At 43.5% G+C, this 22,382-nt stretch carries 27 protein-coding genes; 22 read left to right on the top strand and 5 right to left on the bottom strand.

Features of this window, described 5'->3' with window-relative positions; translation table 11 throughout:
- The first annotated feature begins 229 nt into the window (after positions 1 to 229).
- The 5 genes from LIZ08_RS02215 to LIZ08_RS02195 all read left to right on the top strand — a co-directional run bounded on the left by LIZ08_RS02215 (position 230) and on the right by LIZ08_RS02195 (position 5,404).
- Positions 230 to 808: a flavin reductase family protein gene (locus LIZ08_RS02215; RefSeq protein WP_227038175.1), complete on the top strand. Its 579-nt coding sequence runs from the start codon at positions 230 to 232 to the stop codon at positions 806 to 808.
- On the top strand, positions 795 to 1,355 hold the full coding sequence (locus LIZ08_RS02210) for a GNAT family N-acetyltransferase (RefSeq protein ID WP_154852139.1): 561 nt from the start codon (positions 795 to 797) through the stop codon (positions 1,353 to 1,355). The genes LIZ08_RS02215 and LIZ08_RS02210 overlap by 14 nt, the downstream gene beginning before the upstream one ends.
- A complete protein-coding gene (locus LIZ08_RS02205) occupies positions 1,355 to 1,933 on the top strand; it encodes an AAA family ATPase (protein ID WP_154852141.1) in 579 nt (192 codons plus the stop codon). The genes LIZ08_RS02210 and LIZ08_RS02205 overlap by 1 nt, the downstream gene beginning before the upstream one ends.
- Positions 1,926 to 4,577, top strand: a complete 2,652-nt coding sequence (locus LIZ08_RS02200) for a valine--tRNA ligase (protein WP_227038174.1) — start codon at positions 1,926 to 1,928, stop codon at positions 4,575 to 4,577. The genes LIZ08_RS02205 and LIZ08_RS02200 overlap by 8 nt, the downstream gene beginning before the upstream one ends.
- A 71-nt stretch (positions 4,578 to 4,648) precedes the next feature.
- Complete coding sequence (locus LIZ08_RS02195; protein WP_173018794.1) at positions 4,649 to 5,404, top strand: DUF3883 domain-containing protein; 756 nt, start codon at positions 4,649 to 4,651, stop codon at positions 5,402 to 5,404.
- Positions 5,405 to 5,534: 130 nt separating this feature from the next.
- Here the strand turns inward: LIZ08_RS02195 and LIZ08_RS02190 are convergent, their stop codons facing one another.
- Positions 5,535 to 6,149 (bottom strand): TVP38/TMEM64 family protein, encoded by a 615-nt coding sequence (locus tag LIZ08_RS02190; RefSeq protein ID WP_003011758.1) that lies wholly within the window; start codon positions 6,147 to 6,149, stop codon positions 5,535 to 5,537.
- A gap of 182 nt (positions 6,150 to 6,331) precedes the next feature.
- Between LIZ08_RS02190 and LIZ08_RS02185 the strand changes: the two genes are divergently transcribed.
- From LIZ08_RS02185 to LIZ08_RS02125, 13 genes are all read left to right on the top strand, one after another.
- Entirely contained in the window at positions 6,332 to 6,859 is a 528-nt protein-coding gene (locus tag LIZ08_RS02185) for a YqeG family HAD IIIA-type phosphatase (protein WP_319637114.1), read from the top strand.
- Positions 6,860 to 6,861: 2 nt separating this feature from the next.
- The gene (gene yqeH / locus LIZ08_RS02180) at positions 6,862 to 7,968 is read left to right on the top strand and encodes a ribosome biogenesis GTPase YqeH (RefSeq protein ID WP_195623307.1); all 1,107 of its coding nucleotides are present in this window, start codon (positions 6,862 to 6,864) and stop codon (positions 7,966 to 7,968) included.
- A gap of 221 nt (positions 7,969 to 8,189) precedes the next feature.
- The gene (gene yhbY / locus LIZ08_RS02175; RefSeq protein ID WP_003005853.1) at positions 8,190 to 8,501 is read left to right on the top strand and encodes a ribosome assembly RNA-binding protein YhbY; all 312 of its coding nucleotides are present in this window, start codon (positions 8,190 to 8,192) and stop codon (positions 8,499 to 8,501) included.
- 21 nt (positions 8,502 to 8,522) lie between these two features.
- A complete protein-coding gene (locus tag LIZ08_RS02170; protein WP_003012335.1) occupies positions 8,523 to 9,155 on the top strand; it encodes a nicotinate-nucleotide adenylyltransferase in 633 nt (210 codons plus the stop codon).
- Positions 9,152 to 9,748, top strand: a complete 597-nt coding sequence (gene yqeK, locus LIZ08_RS02165) for a bis(5'-nucleosyl)-tetraphosphatase (symmetrical) YqeK (protein ID WP_227038172.1) — start codon at positions 9,152 to 9,154, stop codon at positions 9,746 to 9,748. The genes LIZ08_RS02170 and yqeK overlap by 4 nt, the downstream gene beginning before the upstream one ends.
- Positions 9,749 to 10,249, top strand: coding sequence for a cysteine hydrolase family protein (locus tag LIZ08_RS02160; RefSeq protein WP_003011704.1), 501 nt, complete (start codon positions 9,749 to 9,751; stop codon positions 10,247 to 10,249). It abuts the gene before it with no gap.
- Positions 10,250 to 10,263: 14 nt separating this feature from the next.
- The gene (gene rsfS, locus LIZ08_RS02155; protein WP_003005865.1) at positions 10,264 to 10,617 is read left to right on the top strand and encodes a ribosome silencing factor; all 354 of its coding nucleotides are present in this window, start codon (positions 10,264 to 10,266) and stop codon (positions 10,615 to 10,617) included.
- Between the two features lie 406 nt (positions 10,618 to 11,023).
- On the top strand, positions 11,024 to 11,764 hold the full coding sequence (locus LIZ08_RS02150) for a class I SAM-dependent methyltransferase (protein WP_319637113.1): 741 nt from the start codon (positions 11,024 to 11,026) through the stop codon (positions 11,762 to 11,764).
- Between the two features lie 6 nt (positions 11,765 to 11,770).
- Positions 11,771 to 12,865 carry a nucleotidyltransferase gene (locus tag LIZ08_RS02145; RefSeq protein ID WP_227038170.1) on the top strand — a complete coding sequence of 365 codons (1,095 nt, stop codon included), beginning with the start codon at positions 11,771 to 11,773 and terminating at the stop codon, positions 12,863 to 12,865.
- Positions 12,866 to 13,170: 305 nt separating this feature from the next.
- A protein-coding gene (locus tag LIZ08_RS02140) for an IS3 family transposase (RefSeq protein WP_227038169.1) occupies positions 13,171 to 14,519 on the top strand; the annotation gives its coding sequence in 2 pieces (ribosomal slippage) (positions 13,171 to 13,603 and positions 13,603 to 14,519; 1,350 coding nt in all).
- A 180-nt stretch (positions 14,520 to 14,699) separates the two neighbouring features.
- Positions 14,700 to 14,954: a type II toxin-antitoxin system Phd/YefM family antitoxin gene (locus LIZ08_RS02135; protein ID WP_003014291.1), complete on the top strand. Its 255-nt coding sequence runs from the start codon at positions 14,700 to 14,702 to the stop codon at positions 14,952 to 14,954.
- Between the two features lie 3 nt (positions 14,955 to 14,957).
- Positions 14,958 to 15,212, top strand: a complete 255-nt coding sequence (locus LIZ08_RS02130; RefSeq protein ID WP_049486093.1) for a Txe/YoeB family addiction module toxin — start codon at positions 14,958 to 14,960, stop codon at positions 15,210 to 15,212.
- Positions 15,213 to 15,386: 174 nt separating this feature from the next.
- Positions 15,387 to 16,103 (top strand): YebC/PmpR family DNA-binding transcriptional regulator, encoded by a 717-nt coding sequence (locus LIZ08_RS02125; protein WP_003005873.1) that lies wholly within the window; start codon positions 15,387 to 15,389, stop codon positions 16,101 to 16,103.
- A gap of 52 nt (positions 16,104 to 16,155) precedes the next feature.
- On the opposite strand, the gene LIZ08_RS02120 is transcribed toward LIZ08_RS02125, so the two are convergent.
- The 4 genes from LIZ08_RS02120 to LIZ08_RS02105 are packed head-to-tail and all read right to left on the bottom strand — an operon-like array spanning position 16,156 to position 18,923.
- The gene (locus LIZ08_RS02120; RefSeq protein WP_003005875.1) at positions 16,156 to 16,482 is read right to left on the bottom strand and encodes a DUF5960 family protein; all 327 of its coding nucleotides are present in this window, start codon (positions 16,480 to 16,482) and stop codon (positions 16,156 to 16,158) included.
- Positions 16,463 to 16,834 (bottom strand): hypothetical protein, encoded by a 372-nt coding sequence (locus LIZ08_RS02115; protein WP_070465372.1) that lies wholly within the window; start codon positions 16,832 to 16,834, stop codon positions 16,463 to 16,465. The genes LIZ08_RS02120 and LIZ08_RS02115 overlap by 20 nt, the downstream gene beginning before the upstream one ends.
- Positions 16,831 to 18,243, bottom strand: coding sequence for a Y-family DNA polymerase (locus tag LIZ08_RS02110; protein ID WP_118095823.1), 1,413 nt, complete (start codon positions 18,241 to 18,243; stop codon positions 16,831 to 16,833). The genes LIZ08_RS02115 and LIZ08_RS02110 overlap by 4 nt, the downstream gene beginning before the upstream one ends.
- A 2-nt stretch (positions 18,244 to 18,245) precedes the next feature.
- Positions 18,246 to 18,923: a helix-turn-helix domain-containing protein gene (locus LIZ08_RS02105; RefSeq protein WP_037607780.1), complete on the bottom strand. Its 678-nt coding sequence runs from the start codon at positions 18,921 to 18,923 to the stop codon at positions 18,246 to 18,248.
- A gap of 160 nt (positions 18,924 to 19,083) precedes the next feature.
- Here LIZ08_RS02105 and asnA point away from each other — a divergent pair, with 160 nt between their 5' ends.
- From asnA to LIZ08_RS02085, 4 genes are all read left to right on the top strand, one after another.
- Complete coding sequence (gene asnA / locus LIZ08_RS02100) at positions 19,084 to 20,076, top strand: aspartate--ammonia ligase (protein ID WP_003005888.1); 993 nt, start codon at positions 19,084 to 19,086, stop codon at positions 20,074 to 20,076.
- 96 nt (positions 20,077 to 20,172) lie between these two features.
- Positions 20,173 to 20,712, top strand: coding sequence for a 16S rRNA (guanine(966)-N(2))-methyltransferase RsmD (rsmD, locus tag LIZ08_RS02095; protein WP_031575882.1), 540 nt, complete (start codon positions 20,173 to 20,175; stop codon positions 20,710 to 20,712).
- Positions 20,702 to 21,190, top strand: a complete 489-nt coding sequence (gene coaD / locus LIZ08_RS02090; RefSeq protein WP_227038168.1) for a pantetheine-phosphate adenylyltransferase — start codon at positions 20,702 to 20,704, stop codon at positions 21,188 to 21,190. Before rsmD ends, coaD begins: the two co-directional genes overlap by 11 nt.
- Positions 21,174 to 22,256, top strand: a complete 1,083-nt coding sequence (locus LIZ08_RS02085; protein ID WP_045763983.1) for a SepM family pheromone-processing serine protease — start codon at positions 21,174 to 21,176, stop codon at positions 22,254 to 22,256. The genes coaD and LIZ08_RS02085 overlap by 17 nt, the downstream gene beginning before the upstream one ends.
- Positions 22,257 to 22,382 lie beyond the last annotated feature (126 nt).

Genomic DNA, 22,382 nt, shown 5'->3' with positions numbered 1-22,382 from the left:
GTCCCACATTTTACAGAAAGTGGCGGAGCTGAGAAATCCACAAATGTGTCAAAACTGGTTGCTAATGGATGAAATTTAAAAATGAAATATAAATGTCTTTTTGTTTTAAAGACGAGAGTTGCGGGCATCTGCCCGAAATTGGGTGGTACCGCGGATTAAACACATTCGTCCCTGTCAGATTGATGACAGGGGCGATTTTTTTATTGCAGCCTAGCAAAAGGAAGTTGTCATGAAACAATCTTTTAAAACCAGCAAACTCTACTTTGGTTTTCCTATCTTCATCTTAGGATATCAGGACCAGAACTTTGGGCACAATATTACGACTTGCAGTTCCTCCTATAGTCTAGGCGATTGGCTAGTCATCGGTGTTGGTGCTGAGGAAAATGCGGCAGACCAGATTAAGCATTACCAGAAGTTCACTGTGAATATCCCTAACGAAAATCTCATGCTTGAGATGGAACAGGCTGGCTTTATCAGCCATCGGGAGAAATTGAATCACCTGGGCCTTGGCTATGAGATTTCTGAACGAACTCAGGCTCCTATTTTAGAGGCTTGTCCAGTCGTTTTGGATTGCCAGGTGGATCGGATTATCGAGGAAGATGGCATCTGCCATATCTTTGCCAAAATTCTTAATCGACTGGCTGATACAGAGCTCTTGGACGACAAGGGTCATTTTAAAAATGACCGCTTTGCGCCGACTTACTTTATGGGGGACGGCCATCAGCGCGTCTACCGTTATCTAGATGACCGAGTCGATCCCATGGGAAGCTTTATCAAGAAAGCGAGGAAGAAGAATGACAAGAGCTGAACTGCCAGAACGAATCGAAACGGAGCGTCTAGTCTTACGAGTCCGAACAGTGGCTGATGCAGAGGACATATATGCTTACGCTAGTCTTCCAGAAGTCTCCTACCCAGCAGGTTTTCCACCCGTCAAGAACTTGGAAGATGAGATTTATTATCTAGAGCATATCCTTCCTGAGCGCAATGAAAAGGACAATCTCCCAGCTGGCTATGGAATTGTGGTCAAAGGAACCGATAAAGTCATTGGTTCTGTCGACTTCAATCATCGCCACGAAGACGATGTGCTGGAGATTGGCTATACCTTGCACCCAGACTATTGGGGGCGAGGCTATGTGCCAGAAGCAGCGCGTGCCTTGATTGATCTGGCTTTTAAAGAACTGGGGCTTCATAAGGTAGAATTGTCTTGCTTTGGCTACAACCTTCAAAGTCAACGAGTCGCTGAGAAGCTTGGTTTCACCCTCGAAGCTCGCATAAGAGACCGCAAAGATGCTCAAGGCAACCGCTGTGATGATTTGAGATATGGTTTGCTGAAGAGTGAGTGGGAGGTGGATTGATGCATGTTTTCATCATTGGAGCTCCAGCTGCAGGGAAAATGACCATTGGTCAGGAACTTTCGAAACTCACCGGTGCGACTCTCTTTTTCAACCATCAACCAATTGATTTCGCACTCGAAATCTATCAGGATTTTACGGAAGAAATGTGGGAATTTGTTCGTAGCGTTAACTTTTCTTTTCTTGGAACAAGCGCCAGGCATCATCGGTCGGTGATTTTAACAGGTGTAACTGATTTTTCAAATCAATATCATCTGATGTATTTGAAGGATATTCAAGATTTATTAAATGAGTATCATCAAGAGATTCTCTTTGTTGAATTAGAAACGTCTCTTGAGGAGCGCTTACGTCGCAATCGGACGGAGAATCGGTTGAAATACAAACCCTTGAAACGGAATTTTGAGGTATCTGAAAGAGAAATTTTAGAGACTGATAAAACAGATCAACTTAATTCTCAAAAGCAACCGAGTGGTCTTCACCACTACCTGAAAATTGATAATACGAATCTGTCTGCAGAAGAAGTCGCAAAGCAGATTCAAGAAAAAATGAAAACAATAGAGAAAGGACACACACATGTCTAAAGAACTTTCACCTAAATACAATCCAGCCGAGGTTGAGGCTGGTCGTTACCAAAAATGGCTTGACGAAGATGTTTTCAAGCCTTCAGGCGATAAAAAGGCTAAGCCTTATTCAATCGTTATTCCACCACCAAACGTAACTGGTAAACTCCACCTTGGTCACGCTTGGGATACAACGTTGCAAGATATCATCATCCGTCAAAAACGTATGCAAGGTTTTGATACGCTTTGGCTCCCTGGTATGGACCATGCTGGGATTGCGACTCAGGCTAAGGTTGAGGAGCGCTTGCGTGGTGAGGGCATTAGCCGTTATGACCTTGGTCGTGAGAAATTCCTTGAGAAAGTCTGGGAATGGAAAGACGAATATGCGACGACTATCAAAGAACAATGGGGCAAGATGGGTCTCTCTGTAGACTACTCTCGTGAGCGTTTCACGCTTGACGAAGGCTTGTCAAAAGCCGTTCGTAAGGTCTTTGTGGATCTATACAAGAAAGGCTGGATCTACCGTGGTGAGTTTATCATCAACTGGGACCCAGCAGCTCGCACAGCCCTTTCTGATATCGAGGTGATCCACAAGGACGTCGAAGGTGCCTTCTACCACATGAACTACATGCTGGAAGATGGCTCACGCGCCCTTGAAGTGGCGACAACTCGTCCTGAGACTATGTTTGGGGACGTAGCCGTTGCGGTCAATCCAGAAGATCCACGCTACAAGAACTTGATTGGTCAAAACGTTATTCTGCCAATCGCTAATAAACTGATCCCAATCGTTGGAGACGAACACGCTGATCCTGAATTTGGTACAGGTGTCGTGAAAATCACACCTGCCCACGATCCAAATGACTTCTTGGTTGGTCAACGTCACAACTTACCACAAGTCAACGTCATGAACGACGACGGAACTATGAACGACTTGGCCTTCGAATTTGCAGGCATGGACCGTTTTGAAGCTCGTAAGGCAGTCGTGGCTAAGTTGGAAGAAATCGGTGCCCTTGTTAAAATCGAAAAACGTGTCCACAGTGTTGGGCACTCAGAGCGTACAGGTGTTGTGGTTGAACCACGCTTGTCTACTCAATGGTTTGTGAAGATGGACCAATTAGCTAAGAATGCCATTGCCAACCAAGATACAGATGATAAGGTAGAATTCTACCCACCTCGTTTCAACGATACCTTCCTCCAATGGATGGAAAATGTCCACGACTGGGTAATCTCTCGTCAGCTCTGGTGGGGTCACCAAATCCCTGCTTGGTACAATGCCGAGGGTGAAATGTATGTCGGCGAAGAAGCTCCAGAAGGCGACGGTTGGACTCAGGACGAAGACGTCTTGGATACGTGGTTCAGTTCTGCCCTTTGGCCATTCTCAACTATGGGCTGGCCTGATGTCGATTCAGAAGACTTCAAACGTTACTTCCCAACTTCAACCTTGGTAACAGGTTACGACATCATCTTCTTCTGGGTGTCTCGTATGATCTTCCAATCCTTGGAATTCACTGGCCGTCAGCCATTCCAAAACGTTCTTATCCACGGTCTTATCCGTGACGAGCAAGGACGTAAGATGTCTAAATCACTCGGTAACGGGATTGACCCGATGGATGTTATCGAGAAATATGGTGCCGATGCCCTTCGCTGGTTCCTTTCAAACGGTTCTGCACCAGGTCAAGACGTGCGCTTCTCTTACGAGAAAATGGATGCTTCATGGAACTTCATCAACAAGATCTGGAACATCTCTCGCTACATCCTCATGAACAATGAAGGCTTGACCCTCAAGCAAGCTACTGCCAATGTCGAAAAAGTTGTTAAGAAGGAAGCTGGAAATGTCACAGACCGCTGGATTCTCCACAACCTCAATGAAACCATCGGCAAAGCTACTGCCAACTTTGATAAGTTTGAATTTGGTGTGGCTGGTCACATCCTCTACAACTTCATCTGGGATGAATTTGCGGACTGGTACGTTGAGTTGACTAAGGAAGTCCTTTACAGCGACAATGAGGACGAAAAAGTCATCACACGCTCTGTTCTCCTTTACACTTTGGACAAGATCCTTCGTCTCCTCCATCCAATCATGCCATTCGTAACAGAGGAAATCTTTGGACAAATCTCAGAAGGCTCTATCGTTACAGCTGCTTACCCAACTGTTAATCCAGCCTTTGAAGATCTTGTTGCCCACACTGGTGTGGAAAGTCTCAAAGACTTGATTCGTGCCGTTCGTAATGCGCGTGCGGAAGTAAACGTTGCTCCAAGCAAGCCTATCACCATTCTCGTGAAGACAAGCGATAGCGACTTGGAAGCCTTCTTTAACAGCAATGTCAACTACATCAAACGCTTCACAAATCCAGAACACCTGGAAATCGCATCAAACATCCCTGCACCTGAACTCGCTATATCAAGCGTCATCACAGGAGCAGAAATCTACTTGCCTCTTGCTGACCTCCTCAATGTCGAAGAAGAGCTCGCTCGTCTCGACAAGGAACTGGCTAAATGGCAAAAAGAACTGGATATGGTCGGCAAGAAGCTCTCTAACGAACGCTTCGTAGCCAATGCCAAACCAGAAGTCGTCCAAAAAGAACGCGACAAACAAGCCGACTACCAAGCTAAATACGACGCAACCGTAGCACGTATTGATGAGATGAAGAAGTTGGTGAAATAAACACAGAAACACGGCGGTATGCCGTGTTTTTTTTGGTATAATGAAATCAATATCTATTGATGGAGAAAGTTATGTCTAAACACCCTCACTATGAATTGTTAAACTTGATTGGCTATGGGCTTGCTAAGTTTGATGATACTTTTATAAGGGAATTTCAATGCTCTAGTAAATCCGAGTTTTATCGTTACATAGTTTCTTTAGGCGTTGCAGAAACAACTGGTGTCGTCAAAAATAGAATGGATTTATTCGACCCCTATTTTGATAACAATCGAAAAGGTTGGTGGCAAAAAGCTGAAGTCTACCGTTTTAGAAAAGATTTAATTGACATGATGTTTGGGAGTGAGGATGTTCACAGTTTCGCAGAAATAGTCAAAATGTTGCTTGCAAGTGAAGGAAAGAAAACAGGTATAACCATCATTGAAAAGCCAATTGTTCGGACGAAATTCAAACGCCTACAAGAAACGGGAATGGAAGCAGAGAACTATTTCATACACCATTTTGATAAGGAAGAAAAATTTCAAGGTGGTCAATTGACTGATGCCCGTCTTTATGGTGATGGATATGATTTCCAAGTAGATGTTCAAGAACATTCATACCTCGCTGAGGTTAAAGGTATCCGAAAACCTAAAGGACGTATTCGTTTGACCGCTAAAGAATTTGAGAAAGCTAAGGAATATCAATCAGATTTTATTCTATCTCTAGTCACCAATCTCGACGATATTCCAAAATTGGTATTGATCGATAACCCACTTAACCATTTTGAATTTGAAAAAAATGTTATTAAAAATGAAGTCGTTGAATATAGAAGTTTGGAAGATTTATATTAATAAATAGTGCGGTGTTTATTACTATCACGTCGACTGGTAAAAGCTTATTTTAGACTAAATGGCGTATAAAAATCTTTTCATATTGACCAAAAACACCACCTCCTAGTCAATTAGGAGGTGGTGTTATGCTTTAGACCATTTTCCAGAAATAATCGATGATATAGGTCAGGCCATAGGTGTAGATGACAAGGGTGATAGGTTTGCAGAGGATGATGATAGTCATGTAGCGTTTGAAGGTCATATTGGTCAGACCTGCCAGCATACAGATGAAGTCAGCAGGACTAACCGGCCAGATCATCATGAAGATAAAGAAGCGATCGAACCGCTTGCCTTCATTGAGCCAGCCAATGTACTTGTCGTAGGTCTTCTGACTGACCATGGATTGGACGAACTTAGGCCCGTACATTCTGGCTAGGTGGAAGATAATGGCACAGCCAATCACGATCCCGATGTAATTGTAGATGGTCCCAATGATGTGGCCATAGATAAAGACACCAGCGACAGATGTCAGGGCACCAGGAATAATAGGGACTACTGTTTGAAGGATCTGAAGAAAGATAAATAGAGGAGGCCCGAAGATTCCGGCTTGCAAAATAAAAGCTGACAAGGTTTCTTTGGATTGAAGGATGCCAGAAAAGTAGGCCCAGATACAAAAGGCCAAGGTCCCGAGGGCCCCAATGATAGACGACCAATTAATGATGCGCTGGAGAAGAGGAGAGACCTCTTTTAAGCTTGTTTGTTTCATAAAAAATTCCGAGTTCTTTTTCTTCTACTATACCATGTTTTTGGAACTTTGTAAGGATTTTGTCTATTTTTTGAGTAGTGAAAGCGACCTGATTGGAGCCTGTCGCTGTTTTAGTCGTGAAGCGGGTGCAAAATGGGCCTTTTTATGCTACAATGAAAGGAGTATAAAAAATGGAGAAAAACGTGTCAATCGAAAATTACAAACCAGATTTTGCGGTGGAAGCAGCTTATGATCTCACCGTTGCAGACTTGAAAAAACAGGGTATCAAGGCGGTCCTTGTGGATTTGGATAATACCTTGATTGCTTGGAATAACCCGGATGGGACTCCCGAAATGCGCCAGTGGTTGCATGACCTTCGTGATGGAGGGATTCGGGTTATCGTGGTGTCTAATAATAGTCCCAAACGGGTTAAGCGCGCTGTTGAGAAATTTGATATTGACTATGAAGCCTGGTCGCTCAAGCCCTTTACCTTTGGGATTGATCGTGCCCTCAAACGTTTCCACTATGAGAAAAATGAAGTGGTCATGGTCGGGGATCAACTGATGACGGATATCCGAGCTGCCCATCGTGCAGGCATTCGTTCGATTTTGGTCAAGCCTTTGGTCGAGCATGACTCGATCAAGACGCAGATCAACCGGGCGCGTGAACGCCGTGTTATGAAGAAAATGGCCGAAAAATATGGTCCGATTGTATACAAAAAAGGAATTTAAGAATGGAAGAATTATTCTGTATTGGCTGTGGAGCCCCCATTCAGACAGAAAACAAAGAGGGGCTAGGCTATACTCCCCAATCAGCTCTTGAAAAGGGCTTGGAAACAGGCGAAGTCTATTGCCAACGCTGTTTCCGTCTGCGTCACTACAATGAAATCACAGATGTGCATCTGACAGATGATGATTTTCTAAAGCTCCTTCACGAGGTAGGAGATAGTGATGCACTCGTGGTCAATGTAGTGGATATTTTTGACTTTAATGGCTCCGTTATCCCTGGCCTACCACGCTTTGTAGCAGGAAATGATGTCCTCTTGGTCGGGAACAAAAAAGACATCTTGCCTAAGTCTGTCAAGGATAGCAAGGTGACCCATTGGTTGATGGAGCGGGCCCACGAAGAAGGCATGCGTCCTGTCGATGTGGTCCTCACCTCTGCTCAAAACAAGAGCGCGATCAAGGACTTGATGGAAAAGATCGAGCAGTACCGCAAAGGCCGTGACGTCTATGTGGTGGGTGTGACCAACGTTGGAAAATCAACCCTCATCAATGCGATCATCCAAGAAATCACTGGGGATAAGGATATCATCACGACCTCTCGCTTCCCAGGAACGACACTGGACAAGATCGAAATTCCACTGGACGATGGATCCTACATCTACGATACACCAGGGATTATCCATCGCCACCAGATGGCTCATTACTTGACGGCGAAAAACCTCAAGTATGTCAGCCCTAAAAAGGAAATCAAGCCCAAGACTTATCAGCTCAATCCAGATCAAACCCTTTTCTTGGGTGGTCTGGGACGTTTTGACTTTATCAAGGGAGAAAAGCAAGGTTTCACTGCCTTCTTTGATAACGAACTCAAGCTTCACCGAACCAAGCTAGAGGGCGCGACCGCCTTTTATGACAAGCATGTCGGTGGCTTACTAACTCCTCCTAACAGCAAGGAAAAAGAAGAATTCCCACCCTTGGTTTCTCATGAGTTTACCATCAAGGATAAGACAGACCTGGTCATCTCAGGATTGGGCTGGATCCGCGTCAATGGAGAAGCCAAAGTAGCCGTCTGGGCACCAGAAGGCGTCGCCGTCGTTACCCGCAAAGCTATTATTTAAAAAACAGAAAAAAATATATCTGAAGAGCGAACAAAGTGAGCTCATAAAGAGATCGTTATTGCCGTGGTGTAGTTGCCAATCGATCGATTGGCAAGGGCAAAATGGAGACCAATGCTCCATTTTGAGGTGAGGAAATCCATTTTTCAAAGATGAGATCTTTGAAAAATTAGTTCCGGCCGTCCCCACCACTTAAAATAACGATCAAAAAAGGAAGTAAAAATATGACATTAACATCTAAACAACGGGCTTTCCTCAACAGCCAAGCCCACAGCCTCAAACCCATTATCCAAATCGGGAAAAATGGGCTCAATGACCAAATTAAAACCAGTGTGCGCCAAGCGCTAGATGCGCGCGAACTGATCAAGGTAACTCTTCTTCAAAATACGGATGAGAATATCCATGAAGTAGCAGAAATCTTGGAAGAAGAAATCGGTGTGGAAACGGTCCAAAAGATTGGTCGGATTCTCATCTTGTTTAAACAATCGAGCAAAAAAGAAAATCGTAAAATTTCAGCGAAGGTAAAAGAAATTTAGGACATCGAGGAGAGCAAACCTATGGCAATTGAACTATTGACTCCCTTTACCAAGGTAGAGTTAGAGCCAGAGATCAAAGACAAGAAACGCAAACAAGTTGGTATTTTGGGTGGAAATTTCAATCCGGTCCACAATGCCCATTTGGTCGTTGCGGATCAAGTGCGCCAACAATTAGGATTAGATAAGGTGCTCTTGATGCCTGAGTATGAGCCACCGCATGTCGATGCCAAGGGGACGATTGCAGAGCACCATCGCCTTAAGATGCTGGAATTAGCCATTGAAGGCATTGAAGGTCTGGAGATCGAGACGATTGAACTCGAGCGGAAAGGGATTTCTTATACCTACGACACTATGCTCTTGCTCAATGAACGGGATCCAGACACAGATTATTACTTCATTATTGGTGCAGATATGGTAGATTATTTACCAAAATGGCACCGCATCGATGAATTGGTGGAGATTGTGCAATTTGTCGGAGTCCAGCGACCACGCTATAAGGCAGGGACTTCTTATCCGGTGATCTGGGTGGATGTTCCTCTCATGGACATCTCTTCTAGTATGGTGCGTGATTTTGTTGCCAAAGGCCGGACGCCGAATTTTATGTTGCCAAAACCAGTCTTGGACTACATCAAGAAAGAAGGATTGTATCAATGACCTATGAAAACTATCTAGGCTTTTCTCGTGAGGTCTTGCTTGAAAAAATGCGTCAAATCCTGCCAGAAAAGCGGCTAACTCACTGTTTAGGAGTTGAGAAGGCTGCGCGTGACTTGGCCAAACGATATGGGGCTGATGAAGAGCAGGCTGGCCTAGCTGGTCTCTTACATGACTACGCCAAGAAAATATCGGATCAGGAATTTCTGGACTTGATCGATCGCTATGAGCTGGATCCAGCGTTAAAAAACTGGGGCAACAATGTCTGGCATGGGATGGTCGGGATTTATAAGATCCAAGAAGATCTGGGGCTGACAAATCCAGCCATTCTTCGCAGTATTGAGATTCACACCGTGGGGAGTGGACAGATGTCGACCTTAGACAAGATTGTCTATGTGGCAGATTATATTGAACACAACCGGGCCTTTCCTGGGGTAGAGCAAGCACGTGATATCGCTCAAGTTTCTTTGGATCGTGCTGTGGCCTATGAGACGGCTCGCACAGTCGAACACCTGGCCCACCAAGGATTGCCCATTTATCCCCAAACCCTTGAAACCTATAACGCCTTTGTGAAGTATTTGAAAGAGGAGCAGTGAGTGAAGACAGCTTTTATCATTATTGATGTACAAAATATCTTAGTGGAAACAGGTTTTGAGACAGAAAATCTCTTAGAGAAGATTGCTTATTTACAAGAACAGGCTAGAAAACATCAGGTTGAAATTATCTACATTCAGCATATTGAAACGCCAGAGGCTTTAACTTCGGAAGATTGGCAATTATCTCCTCTGTTGAAGAGGCAGGCAGATGAGAAGGTGTTTCAGAAGCGATACAATAGCATATTTAAAGAGACAGGATTAAAAGAATACTTGGATCAACAAGGGATTGAACAACTGGTCCTGTGTGGTATGCAGACAGAATATTGTGTCGATACATCCGTCAAAGTGGGGTTTGAATACGGTTATAAGTTGGTTATTCCAGAAGGAGCTGTCACAACCTTTGATGGAGAGGATATTCCGGCAGAAACGCTTAATGAATTTTATGAAAATATTTGGGCAGAACGTTTTGCGGATGTCTTAGATTACAAATCAATTTTTTAAGGAAAGAGGATTACATGAAAGAAAAAGAACTACTTGAACTAGTTGTCAAAGCAGCCGATGAAAAGCGTGCAGAAGACATTGTGGCTTTGGATGTTCAAAGCTTGACCAGCGTGACAGACTACTTTGTCATCGCAAGTTCTATGAACAGCCGCCAGTTGGAAGCTATCGCAGAGAATATTCGTGAGAAAGTCGTTGAAGCTGGTGGCAATGCTAGCCACGTCGAAGGTGATTCAGCTGGAGGTTGGGTCCTTCTTGACTTAGGTAGTGTGGTGGTCCATGTCTTCTCAGAAGAAATGCGTGCCCACTATAACCTAGAAAAGCTATGGCACGAAGCAAGTGCTGTCGATCTTTCAGCAGCCCTAGCATAAGCAGGTAAACTCAGTTGGTAGCAACTGAGTTTTGTTGGTTAAATTGAAATTCTATGGAAAGAAAGGATGGGGCCTCGTGTTTGGTTAATTTGATAATTAAACACGAGCTAAAAGCTGTGAGAAAGAGAAAAATTTTCTCTTTGCTTTTAAGGCTCTTTGTATCTTAGAAAGGATTTGAACCCGTCCTGTAATCCTCGGAAAATAGATAGGGCTATGTCAAATTGTTAACTTTAAAATTTATTGTTTGACGCAGTAGCTGATTGGACTCTTCATTCGCTTTTTAAGCTCGGAAGAGTACCTAATCAGCCTTGCGGGGGTGAGACAACGAACGAATTTTTTTGAAAACTCGTTCTGTCTCACTCCCCTAATTTTCTATCGGATTACGGGCGGACTTGGTATCATGAATATGGCGACTTATGAAACGTTTGCGGCGGTCTACGATGCGGTCATGGATGATAGTCTGTATGATTTGTGGACGGATTTTTCTCTCCGGCATCTCCCTAAAAGCAAGGATCGGAAAAAATTACTGGAATTGGCTTGTGGGACAGGGATTCAATCTGTTCGCTTTTCCCAAGCTGGGTTTGATGTGACAGGATTAGACCTGAGTGCTGACATGCTGAAAATTGCTGAAAAAAGAGCTGCTTCAGCCAAGCAGAAGATTGATTTTATCGAGGGGAATATGTTGGATCTCTCGCAAGCAGGCACTTATGATTTCGTGACCTGCTACTCGGATTCTATCTGTTATATGCAAGACGAGGTAGAAGTAGGAGATGTCTTTAAAGAAGTGTATAATGCCCTCAATGAGGACGGAGTCTTTATCTTTGATGTCCATTCGACCTATCAGACAGATGAGGTCTTCCCAGGCTATTCTTACCACGAAAACGCGGAAGACTTTGCCATGCTCTGGGATACCTATGAGGATGCAACCCCTCACTCGATCGTCCATGAGCTGACCTTCTTTGTGCAAGAAGAAGATGGTTCCTTTAGTCGGCACGATGAAGTTCATGAGGAACGCACTTATGAAGTTTTAACCTATGACATCTTATTGGAGCAGGCTGGCTTTAAATCTTTCAAATTGTACGCAGACTTTGAAGATAAGGAGCCGACAAAGACCAGCAAACGATGGTTTTTTGTAGCACAGAAGTAGGCCAGCATGACAGTTACAGGTATTATTGCAGAATTTAATCCCTTTCACAATGGTCACAAGTACCTGCTTAAACAGGCAGAAGGGCTGAAAATTGTGGCCATGTCTGGGAATTTTGTTCAACGTGGGGAGCCTGCCATTGTAGACAAGTGGACACGGGCCCAGATGGCTTTGAAAAATGGAGCGGACCTGGTAGTTGAGCTCCCCTTTCTCGTGGCTGTTCAGTCGGCTGATCATTTTGCTAAGGGAGCGGTAGAAATCTTGTCCCGTCTAGGAATCGACCAATTGACTTTTGGGACAGAAGAGGTCTTAGATTACCAAGCGATTGCGACTGTTTATTCGGAGAAAGAAGCGGAAATGGAAGCTTTCCTGCGAAGTCTTTCAGGCGATTTATCCTATCCACAGAAAACGCAAAAAATGTGGGAAACCTTTGCTGGAGTGGAGTTCACAGGGGATACTCCCAATCATATTCTAGGGCTGGCTTATGCCAAGGCTTGTGCTGGGAAGGGGATTGTGCTTAAGCCCGTCCAGCGCCAGGGTGCGGGCTACCATTCAGAAGAAAAAGAGGTGGCCTATGCTTCTGCGACTAGTCTACGCCTACACAAGGAAGATCAGGACTTTGTTGCTAGATTCATGCCCAATAGCCAACTCTTTCAGTCGGCTCCACAGGTATCTTGGGAGAATTATGACCAACTGCTCCGTTATCAAATCCTAACCCGTCCGGATTTGACACAGATTTTTCAGGTCAATGAGGAACTGGCCAATCGGATAAAGGATGCGGTTCGAAGTGCTAGTTCTGTGGAAGACCTGGTGGAGAAAGTCGCAACCAAGCGCTATACCAAGGCGCGTGTGCGCCGCATCTTGACCTACATCTTGGTAGGGGCGATGGATCAAGCTCTTCCCGATGCCATTCATGTCTTAGGATTTTCCGCAAAGGGACAAGCTCACCTCAAATCACTAAAAGGTCAAGTGGACTTGGTGACCCGAATCGGTAAGGAACCTTGGGACAGTTTGACCCAGCAAGCCGATCAGGTGTATCAGTTAGGACATCCCCAATTGCGAGATCAGATCTGGGGTCGAGTGCCCGTGAGAGTGGAAGAATAAATGTCTCACTGAGATCTTCTTTGCTCACAAAAATAAAGGAGCTTTTGTCACATAAGGCAAGAAGTTTATGATGCACGGAAACAGTGTTTGAGAGTGGGACAGAAATCGGTAATTCGTTAGAATTCGATTTCGTCGTCCCACCTCCGCACAGTTGAGTAGGGCTGTAAAAGCTGATGAAATCAGCGTAGTAGAGCGCACTCAACCACTGCGTCTTGCTCGACAAACCAAAAACAATTAAGAGGCTAGGACTGAACTGCACCCCAAAAGTTAGACAGAAAAAATCTAACTTTTGGGGTGTTTTTATTATGAAATTAACTTATAAAGATAAAGTTCAGGTCTATGAACTTAGAAAACAAGGGAGAAGCTTCAAAGAGCTTTCAAATATATTTGGGATAAAAATTCCTAATCTTCAGTACATGATTAAATTGATTGATCGTTACGGTATAGAGTTTGTTAAAAAGGGGAGGAATCGTTATTATTCTCCTAAATTAAAACGAGAAATCATTGATAAAGTTCTGATTGAAGGTCGTTCACAAATAAGGGTGTCTCTAGATTATGCTCTTCCAAGTGTTGGAATGTTGCCTAATTGGATAGCACAATATAAGAAAAACGGGTATACTATTGTTGAGAAAACAAGAGGGAGACCGCCTAAAATGGGACGTAAACCAAAGAAAAAACCTGAAGAGATGACAGAGTTAGAACGTCTTCAAGCAGAAAATGAGTACCTGAGAGCGGAGAATGCTATTCTAAAAAAGTTGAGAGAACTCCGATTGAGGGACGAAAAGGAGCAAGAAGAAAAACAGAAATTGTTCAAGGATTGGTAACAGAGTTTCCTTTAGATATCCTTCTAAACATTATCAAACTTGCTCGTTCAACCTATTATTACCACTTAAAGCAATTGAATCAAGTAGATAAAGATCAAGCTATCAAAGTGGAAATACAAGCCATTTATGATGAACATAAGGGAAATTACGGCTATCGTAGAGTTACTCTTGAATTAAGAAATCGTAGTCGTGCGGTCAATCACAAAAGGGTGCAACGTCTGATGAAAATTCTTGGTTTAACAGCTCGTATTCGTCGTAAACGCAAGTATTCTTCATACCAAGGAGAAGTTGGCAAGAAAGCAGATAATCTTATTCAACGCCAGTTTGAAGCATCCAAACCAATGGAAAAGTGCTACACAGATGTGACAGAGTTTGCCATTCCAGCGAGCAGTCAAAAGCTCTACTTATCACCAGTTTTAGATGGCTTTAATAGCGAAATTATCGCCTATAATCTCTCAACTTCACCAAACTTAGAACAAGTGAAAGCTATGTTAGACCAGGCCTTCACAGAGGAGCATTACGAAAATACAATTCTCCATAGTGACCAAGGTTGGCAATACCAACATCAGTATTATCATCAATTTTTAGAGGATAAAGGGATCCAACCGTCCATGTCACGTAAGGGAAATAGTCCAGACAATGGTATGATGGAGTCCTTCTTTGGCATTCTTAAGTCTGAGATGTTTTATGGTTATGAGAAGACGTTTCACTCACTTGAGCAATTGGGACAAGCTATTGTAGACTATATTGATTACTACAACAACAAACGCATTAAGGTAAAACTAAAAGGATTTAGTCCTGTGCAATACAGAACTAAATCCTTTGGATAAATTAATTGTCTAACTTTTTGGGGTCAGTACAGACTTTTGTCCCAGACTCATCTTTTTTTTTTACCAAATTTAAAATTTTTTACGAATAATTAGGTAGAGAGGGAAAAACTTGTACAAGTTCCTGACAAGTTCTTCTTTTTCATGTATAATAATAGAAAAGAGGTAGAATGAGGTATGGTCATGGAAGCAGTCGTTTATTCAACATTCCGCAATCATTTGAAGGATTATATGAAGAAGGTGAATGATGAGTTTGAGCCTTTGACGGTCGTAAATAAGAATCCAGACGAAGATATTGTGGTCATCTCTAAGAGCGAGTGGGATAGCCTACAAGAAACCCTGAGACTAGCTCAGAACAAGGAGTTGTCAGATAAGGTCCTGCGTGGCATGGCAGAAGTCCGAGCTGGTCAGGTTCAACTCCATGAGATTGAGGGGTAACAGATGTTACTCAAGTTTACAGAAGATGCCTGGAAGGATTATTGTTACTGGCAAAGTCAGGACAAAAAAACACTAAAGCGAATCAATACCCTTATCAAAGAGATCCAGAGGGATCCATTTGCAGGGATTGGTAAGCCTGAGCCCTTGAAATATGACTTTCAAGGAGCATGGTCAAGGCGGATTGATGCAGAGAATCGCCTGATTTATATGATAGATGAGTCAGGTGTCGCTTTCCTCTCTTTTAAAGATCATTATTAAGTCTTTAAAAGAGGATCTTTTTGATAGTTAGAATAGCTCTTTAAAGTTTCCAATTCGAAGAAAATTCCTATAAAATCCCGTTGCTAAAAATAGAAAAATCTAGTCTAACTTCGATGATTTGTGATATAATGTTAAAGATTGAAAATAATTTGAAAAAATTTAAGGAGAATCCTCATGGGACGTAAATGGGCCAATATTGTTGCCAAGAAAACTGCCAAAGATGGTGCCAACTCAAAAGTATATGCCAAATTTGGTGTGGAGATCTATGTAGCTGCTAAAAAGGGTGAACCAGATCCAGAACTAAATACTGCTTTGAGATTCGTTATTGACCGTGCTAAACAAGCGCAAGTGCCAAAACACGTGATTGATAAAGCGATCGATAAGGCAAAAGGAAACACTGACGAAACCTTTACAGAAGGACGTTACGAAGGATTTGGACCAAATGGTTCGATGTTGATCGTTGATACCTTGACGTCAAACGTTAACCGTACAGCTGCCAATGTCCGTGCTGCTTTTGGTAAAAACGGTGGGAACATGGGAGCTTCCGGTTCTGTATCTTACCTCTTTGACAACAAAGGTGTTATCGTCTTTGCTGGTGATGATGCCGATGCCATCTTTGAGCTTTTGCTTGAAGCAGATGTGGATGTAGATGATGTCGAAGCTGAAGAAGGAACGATCACAGTCTACACTGCACCAACTGATCTTCACAAAGCGATCGTTGCTTTGCGTGAATCAGGTGTCGAAGAATTCCAAGTAACAGAATTGGAAATGATTCCTCAATCAGAAGTTGAGTTGTCAGGTGAAGATTTGGAAACATTTGAAAAACTTTACAGCGTTCTTGAAGATGACGAAGACGTACAAAAAATCTACACAAACGTAGATGGATTCTAATCACTCGTAAGAACTGTAGTGAATCCCATAAATCAAGAAAAAGGATAGCTTCTTAGATCAAGCTATCCTTTTTCTCTGTCTGATGAGGATCTATCTTTTGTAAGTGATGTCCTGTATAAGCGTAAATACGGGTCAGGGGTGATTGGGAGAGTGTGGAAACCTTAAAATAGAAATAATGGTCTCGATGATCTCGACTTTTAGTATGGTGAAGACGAAAGTAGTTTCGCTGACCTGCTGCCATAGAGTGGAGAATATCGTCTTCTAAAAAGACGAGTGGCGTAGAAGTAGCGGCCCACTTGTAAAAGTCCATCTCAAATTGGTGGTAATTCTCCGAAAAATAATCAAATTGTAATTCGTGTTTAGTCTGAATAGGTTTCATAGGCTGTTTCCTCAGATTCAATAAAAATGATAGAGTCTACGAGGAGACGGTAGTAGTGGCCATCGCTTTTGAGAAGAAGCTCAGAAGCAGATAAGGTGTGAATCAAACCTGTGTAGGTTGCAAATTGATTCCCCTCTAAAGTCGTGATCGAGATCGTCGTTTGTTGTTGAAAGGCCTGCTCCAGGAGCCGGATCTGTTCAGCAAGTGGAAGAATTGTGAGCTGACTGCGGTCAATTTCTTTTGTATGCAGGGCAGTTGTGTGTTCGGATAAAAAGAAGCCAGCCCATTTGGCCATGCCACGATCTTGAAATTCTCGGGCGGATTGATAAGGGAGATAAGAACGGTCGATCATGTTAATCCATCTAAGCCTCCTGCGGAATGTCCGCCTGTTAGTTTACTGCGTGCAATGGCGCGTGAGTTTTCTAGTAATGAGGAGCCTTTCTGAAGAGAGGTAAAGCCAAATTGGTCCCGAATGCGGTCAATGGTCTGCTGGAGTTTCTCCTCTTTTTCCAAGGCTACTGGGTCATCAAAGAGAGAAAAGAGTTGAAGAGACTCCTCTACAAGTTCTCCATAAAAAACACCAATCTGCCGAATGGCTCCTCCTTCGTACTTGGAGCGAAAGAGTCGCAGAACCGTATCGGATAAAACCTTGGTGGATTGGGTGGGCTCAATCTTTTGCTGGCAGTGAATGGACGGAAGTCCCTCGATTTTGGAGTAGGAGGCATGAATGGAGACCAGTTGGGTCTTCTTTTTTTTCCGTCGCAAGCGAATAGCCACCTGTTCAGCCATCTCCCGAAACACCAGTTCAATGTCGGCTTGTAGATGGTAGTCATAGGGCAAGATTTGAGAGTTGCCAATGCCTCGTGATTTCGGACGATAAGGCTTGTGGACATTGCTTTCATCAATACCATGAGCATGGAACCAAAGTTGCAGACCCATGACTCCGAATTCTTTCTTTAAGAGATCTGGGTGAGCCTGGGCCAGTTCAGCAATCGACGTGATCCCGATCTTTTGCAATCGTTTTTCAGTGCGACGTCCAATGCCCCAAAAATCAGTGAGCTGGGGCAGTTTCCAGACCTTACTTTCTACATCTTCATAAGACCAATTGGAGCGCATATTTCGGCAATGCTTGGCTTCATTGTCCAAGGCCAGCTTGGCAAGAAGGGGATTGGCGTTGCTGAGGCCGATGGTAGAGTAGATGCCAGTTTCCTGCCAGATCCTTTTTTGGATTCTGGCAGAAAGGAGATCCAGTTTTTCCTTTCGAGAGAGGGAGGGATCTGGAATAAAATAATTTAAGGAAGAAGTCAGATCGATAAAGCCTTCGTCAATCGAGTAAGGAAAAATATCATCTGGTGCCGCAAATTCCTGAAAGACTTTTTGAATCTCCATATTGACCTGAATATAGGCATTCATCCGAGGAGGTACAATCAGGGTCCTCTTGGCCCAGGATTCAATGGATGCAATAAAGGCTGGATCTGTAGGCAATCCTTGTTTTTTGGCGGCGTAGCTATTAAATTTCCTGGTTTTGAGGTCAAAAGGTAGGTCGTAGCTACGGCTGACATTTTTCTTGCCAAAGACTTGTTTGAAAACGGGAGAGCTCGCCAAAATTAGGCCAGCAGAATTGTCGCTCCGACTCATGACGCAAAGGGAAGTCGTCAAGGGATTGAGCCCCAGACGGACACATTCACAACTGGCATAAAAACTTTTCATATCCACAAAAGCAATATCAGAATGAGGCTCACGTGAATAATCAAATAGCATATTTAAACCTCGAGTGGAAGAAAATGCCCGACCACAATGCCGACGATTTTGGGCTCGTCTTCATAGGGAGCAAATAAATCATCATAGTCAGGGTTGATGGATTCTAAGCGCAATCCTTCCGCTTCCCGATAGACTTTCTTGATGTAGGTTTTTCCATTCCAGATGAGGGCGTAGACAGCCCCATCATAGTCAAAGCCAGTCTGCTTCATGAGGGCAACAGAGCCGTTGGGATAGAGAGGTTCCATCGAATCACCTGATACCCAAGAAGCGAAATCGTGCTGGATCTCTTGGTCAAAATAGACAGTTTCATAGTCCGTTTCGTTGTCATAAAAGGTGTGTCCCAAACCAGCTGCAAGCTCAACCGAAAGAACCTTATAAGCTGTCAAGGAAACAACTTTTTGCTGCTGTTCGAATAACTGGCTGGCCAACTGGTCGACTTTCTTTTGATGAGGTGGGGTTAATAAAGGGTAGGTGTAGAGTGCGGAGTCTTTGTTAATAAAGTAGTCCTCTTTAACGGAGAGGCGCTTGGCCAACCTCCTGAGATTTTTTTCGTGTGGCTCCGCCAAGCCATTCTCCCAACTGGAGTAAGTCTTACGAGAAATCTTGAGATCCTCGTAGACATCTGCTTGGGTCAAGCCTTTTTCCAGGCGTCTTTCTTTTAGTTTTTTTGCATCAAACATGTCGCTTCTCCTATGTAACGTTTTAAAAGTTACATATAGTTTATCAAAAATGAATCCTTTTTGCAAGAGAAAAATTCAGTTGAAAACGAATGAAAAGGCTTGGATTTTGAATGAAAAAGGAGTATAATCAGTTTTACAACTTCTAACAACGAGGAATTATATGAAAAAAAGTTTTATACATCAACAAAAAGAAATTTCGTTTGTTAAAACGACGTTTACACAATATTTAAAAGATAAATTGGACATCATTGAAGTCCAAGGACCAATTTTGAGCAAGGTCGGAGACGGGATGCAGGATAACCTTTCTGGGATTGAACATCCGGTATCTGTCAAGGTCCTTCAAATTCCTGATGAGACTTATGAAGTCGTGCATTCACTCGCAAAATGGAAACGCCATACTTTGGCACGTTTTGGTTTTGGCGAAGGAGAAGGTCTCTTTGTCCATATGAAGGCTCTTCGTCCAGATGAAGATTCGCTAGACGCTATCCACTCTGTTTATGTAGACCAATGGGACTGGGAAAAAGTCATCCCAAATGGTCAACGCAATATCGCCTACCTCAAAGAAACGGTTGAAAAAATCTACAAGGCGATTCGTTTAACAGAACTAGCAGTAGAAGCGCGCTATGATATTGAGTCAGTTCTTCCAAAACAAATTACCTTCGTTCACACAGAAGAATTGGTGGAACGCTATCCAGATTTAACTCCAAAAGAGCGTGAAAATGCCATTGCCAAAGAATTCGGAGCCGTTTTCTTGATCGGGATTGGTGGAGAGCTTGCAGATGGCAAACCACACGATGGACGTGCACCTGACTACGATGACTGGACAACAGAGTCTGAAAATGGCTACAAGGGCTTGAATGGTGATATCCTCGTCTGGAATGACGTTCTAGGTTCAGCCTTTGAGCTGTCTTCAATGGGGATCCGTGTCGATGAAGATACGCTTCGCCGTCAAGTTGCGATCACAGGGGACGAGGATCGTCTCCAATTAGAGTGGCACAAGGCTTTGTTAAATGGTCTCTTCCCACTCACGATTGGTGGAGGGATTGGGCAATCTCGTTTGGCTATGTTCTTGCTTCGTAAGAAACATATCGGTGAAGTCCAAACCAGTGTCTGGCCTCAATCTGTCCGTGATGAATATGAAAATATCCTATAAGGAAAGAAGGAGTCGAGCAGAGTGCTCGGCTCTTTTAGTTGTCGCTTGACCATATCAAATCGCAATTTTCTGATTTTTTTTGGTATAATGGTCCCTATGAAAATAGTATCTGGAACCTATGGGGGACGTCCCCTCAAAACACTTGAAGGAAAAACAACCAGGCCGACTTCTGATAAGGTCAGAGGGGCCATGTTCAATATGATTGGTCCTTACTTTGACGGTGGAAGGGTGCTGGACCTCTATGCAGGAAGCGGTGGGCTCTCTATCGAGGCCGTCTCTCGAGGCATGTCAGAGGCCGTTCTAGTAGAAAGAGATCGTAGAGCACAGGAGATTGTAGCAGCCAATATTGCCATGACGAAGGAAAAGGAACGGTTTCAACTGCTAAAAATGGAGGCTAAGCAGGCCTTAGGGCTTTTAACGGGCACCTTTGACTTAGTTTTCTTGGATCCTCCTTATGCTAAGGAAGAGATTGTTCGCGATATCGAAACCTTGTGCGAGCGTCAACTCTTGTCAGAGGAGATCATGATTGTGTGCGAAACCGATAAACACGTAGAACTTCCTGAGGAAATCGGACAAGTGGGAATCTGGAAAGAAAAAATCTATGGAATTAGTAAGGTAACAGTATATGTCAGATAGAAGTGGATTGTTTACAGGATCGTTTGATCCGATTACCATTGGGCATGTGCAATTGATCGAGCGAGCTAGTCGCTTGTTTGACCGTGTCTATGTCGGAATTTTTTATAATTCGGAAAAAGTCGGACTCTTTTCCATTGAGCAGCGTGTGCGCATGGTGAAAGGGGCCTTGGCTCATTTGGAAAATGTTGAAATTGTGACGTCGACTCAAGAGTTGGCTGTGACAGTGGCGCGAAATCTTGGGGTTATCACCTTGATCCGGGGCTTGCGCAATGCACAGGATCTGGTATACGAAGCCAATATGGATTATTTTAATCACCAGTTGGCGCCTGAATTGGAGACGGTTTATCTCTATGCTCAGCCTCCTTACCAGGCCATTAGTTCAACCCGTATTCGAGAGTTGCTGGCTTTTCAGCAGGATATCTCACCTTATGTACCAAAGAGTGTAATGGAGGAAATCAAAGATGACACAAGCAAATAAACCAAGCTTGCCTACAAAAAAGAAAAAAGGACGATTAAAAGAATACCGATGGCCGATTGCAGGCGTCCTCTTCTTGCTCCTCTTGCTAGCTGCTTTTGTGATTCGCCTTCCCTATTATATTGAGATGCCAGGAACGGCAGAAGACATTCGATCCGTCATGACAGTAGATGGAAAAATGGATACCAAGTCAGGATCTTATGACTTTGTAACCGTGGCAGTGAAAGAAGCGACCCCGGCTGATTTGATCTATGCTTGGGCGACCCCTTTTACAGATATCTACTCTGCCAAAGATATGACAGGTGGTAGTTCGAGCCAAGAATTTACGCGGATTAACCAATTCTATATGGAAACCTCGCAAAATATGGCCATCTACCAAGGGTTAAAGACAGCTGGGAAAGAAACCCAGATGGACTTTCTAGGTGTTTATGTCATGCAAGTGGCAGATGACTCGACCTTTAAGGGAATCTTGAACATTGCGGATACCGTCACCGGTGTGAATGGCAAGACCTTTAAGAGTTCCAAAGAATTGATTGATTATGTCGGTTCTCAAAAAATTGGCGACCCTGTTTCAGTGACCTATATTGAGGATGGACAAACCAAGACCGCAGACGGAAAGATCATCAAATTGTCCAACGGGAAAAACGGAATTGGGATTAGCCTGATCGACCGGACTGAAGCCAAAGGCGATGTTCCTGTCCAGTTTGCGACCCAAGGGATTGGTGGACCAAGTGCTGGTATGATGTTTAGCCTAGCCATCTACACCCAAGTGGCTGATCCAGATCTTCGTCAGGGACGTCATATTGCAGGGACAGGAACCATTAACCAAGATGGAACGGTTGGCGATATCGGTGGAATTGACAAGAAAGTCGTTGCAGCAGATAAAGAAGGAGCAGAAATTTTCTTTGCCCCTAATAACCCTGTTTCCAAAGAAGAAAAGAAAGCCAATCCCAAGGCCAAATCAAATTATGAAACCGCTAAAGAAGCAGCGAAACAAATTCATTCGAAGATGAAAATTGTCCCCGTCAAAACCCTTCAAGACGCCATTGATTATTTGAAGAAGAAGTAGAAATATCTTGTTAGATCAGTCTCGTACTTGAAAGTACGAGGTAGAGTTGGCAGATAGGAAGATTCACCTTCTAATCAAATTCAAGTTTTTGCTTATCAATCTCTCTATTTTTAGGGGGATTTTTTC

Origin of the sequence: Streptococcus sp. 210928-DFI.4.42 (genome assembly GCF_020554365.1) — a bacterium.
GTDB lineage: Bacteria > Bacillota > Bacilli > Lactobacillales > Streptococcaceae > Streptococcus > Streptococcus parasanguinis_S.
The sequence above is the reverse complement of the archived record's forward strand: the minus strand, read 5'-3'. Positions and strand labels throughout refer to the sequence as shown.

Excerpts from the sequence above, each read along its gene's own strand:
- LIZ08_RS02215 (WP_227038175.1), top strand. The coding sequence starts at position 230 with ATGAAACAATCTTTTAAAACCAGCAAACTCTACTTTGGTTTTCCTATC.
- LIZ08_RS02210 (WP_154852139.1), top strand. The coding sequence starts at position 795 with ATGACAAGAGCTGAACTGCCAGAACGAATCGAAACGGAGCGTCTAGTC.
- LIZ08_RS02205 (WP_154852141.1), top strand. The coding sequence starts at position 1,355 with ATGCATGTTTTCATCATTGGAGCTCCAGCTGCAGGGAAAATGACCATT.
- LIZ08_RS02200 (WP_227038174.1), top strand. The coding sequence starts at position 1,926 with ATGTCTAAAGAACTTTCACCTAAATACAATCCAGCCGAGGTTGAGGCT.
- LIZ08_RS02195 (WP_173018794.1), top strand. The coding sequence starts at position 4,649 with ATGTCTAAACACCCTCACTATGAATTGTTAAACTTGATTGGCTATGGG.
- LIZ08_RS02190 (WP_003011758.1), bottom strand. The coding sequence starts at position 6,149 with ATGAAACAAACAAGCTTAAAAGAGGTCTCTCCTCTTCTCCAGCGCATC.
- yqeH (WP_195623307.1), top strand. The coding sequence starts at position 6,862 with ATGGAAGAATTATTCTGTATTGGCTGTGGAGCCCCCATTCAGACAGAA.
- yhbY (WP_003005853.1), top strand. The coding sequence starts at position 8,190 with ATGACATTAACATCTAAACAACGGGCTTTCCTCAACAGCCAAGCCCAC.
- LIZ08_RS02170 (WP_003012335.1), top strand. The coding sequence starts at position 8,523 with ATGGCAATTGAACTATTGACTCCCTTTACCAAGGTAGAGTTAGAGCCA.
- yqeK (WP_227038172.1), top strand. The coding sequence starts at position 9,152 with ATGACCTATGAAAACTATCTAGGCTTTTCTCGTGAGGTCTTGCTTGAA.
- rsfS (WP_003005865.1), top strand. The coding sequence starts at position 10,264 with ATGAAAGAAAAAGAACTACTTGAACTAGTTGTCAAAGCAGCCGATGAA.
- LIZ08_RS02150 (WP_319637113.1), top strand. The coding sequence starts at position 11,024 with ATGGCGACTTATGAAACGTTTGCGGCGGTCTACGATGCGGTCATGGAT.
- LIZ08_RS02145 (WP_227038170.1), top strand. The coding sequence starts at position 11,771 with ATGACAGTTACAGGTATTATTGCAGAATTTAATCCCTTTCACAATGGT.
- LIZ08_RS02135 (WP_003014291.1), top strand. The coding sequence starts at position 14,700 with ATGGAAGCAGTCGTTTATTCAACATTCCGCAATCATTTGAAGGATTAT.
- LIZ08_RS02130 (WP_049486093.1), top strand. The coding sequence starts at position 14,958 with ATGTTACTCAAGTTTACAGAAGATGCCTGGAAGGATTATTGTTACTGG.
- LIZ08_RS02125 (WP_003005873.1), top strand. The coding sequence starts at position 15,387 with ATGGGACGTAAATGGGCCAATATTGTTGCCAAGAAAACTGCCAAAGAT.
- LIZ08_RS02120 (WP_003005875.1), bottom strand. The coding sequence starts at position 16,482 with ATGAAACCTATTCAGACTAAACACGAATTACAATTTGATTATTTTTCG.
- LIZ08_RS02115 (WP_070465372.1), bottom strand. The coding sequence starts at position 16,834 with ATGATCGACCGTTCTTATCTCCCTTATCAATCCGCCCGAGAATTTCAA.
- LIZ08_RS02110 (WP_118095823.1), bottom strand. The coding sequence starts at position 18,243 with ATGCTATTTGATTATTCACGTGAGCCTCATTCTGATATTGCTTTTGTG.
- LIZ08_RS02105 (WP_037607780.1), bottom strand. The coding sequence starts at position 18,923 with ATGTTTGATGCAAAAAAACTAAAAGAAAGACGCCTGGAAAAAGGCTTG.
- asnA (WP_003005888.1), top strand. The coding sequence starts at position 19,084 with ATGAAAAAAAGTTTTATACATCAACAAAAAGAAATTTCGTTTGTTAAA.
- rsmD (WP_031575882.1), top strand. The coding sequence starts at position 20,173 with ATGAAAATAGTATCTGGAACCTATGGGGGACGTCCCCTCAAAACACTT.
- coaD (WP_227038168.1), top strand. The coding sequence starts at position 20,702 with ATGTCAGATAGAAGTGGATTGTTTACAGGATCGTTTGATCCGATTACC.
- LIZ08_RS02085 (WP_045763983.1), top strand. The coding sequence starts at position 21,174 with ATGACACAAGCAAATAAACCAAGCTTGCCTACAAAAAAGAAAAAAGGA.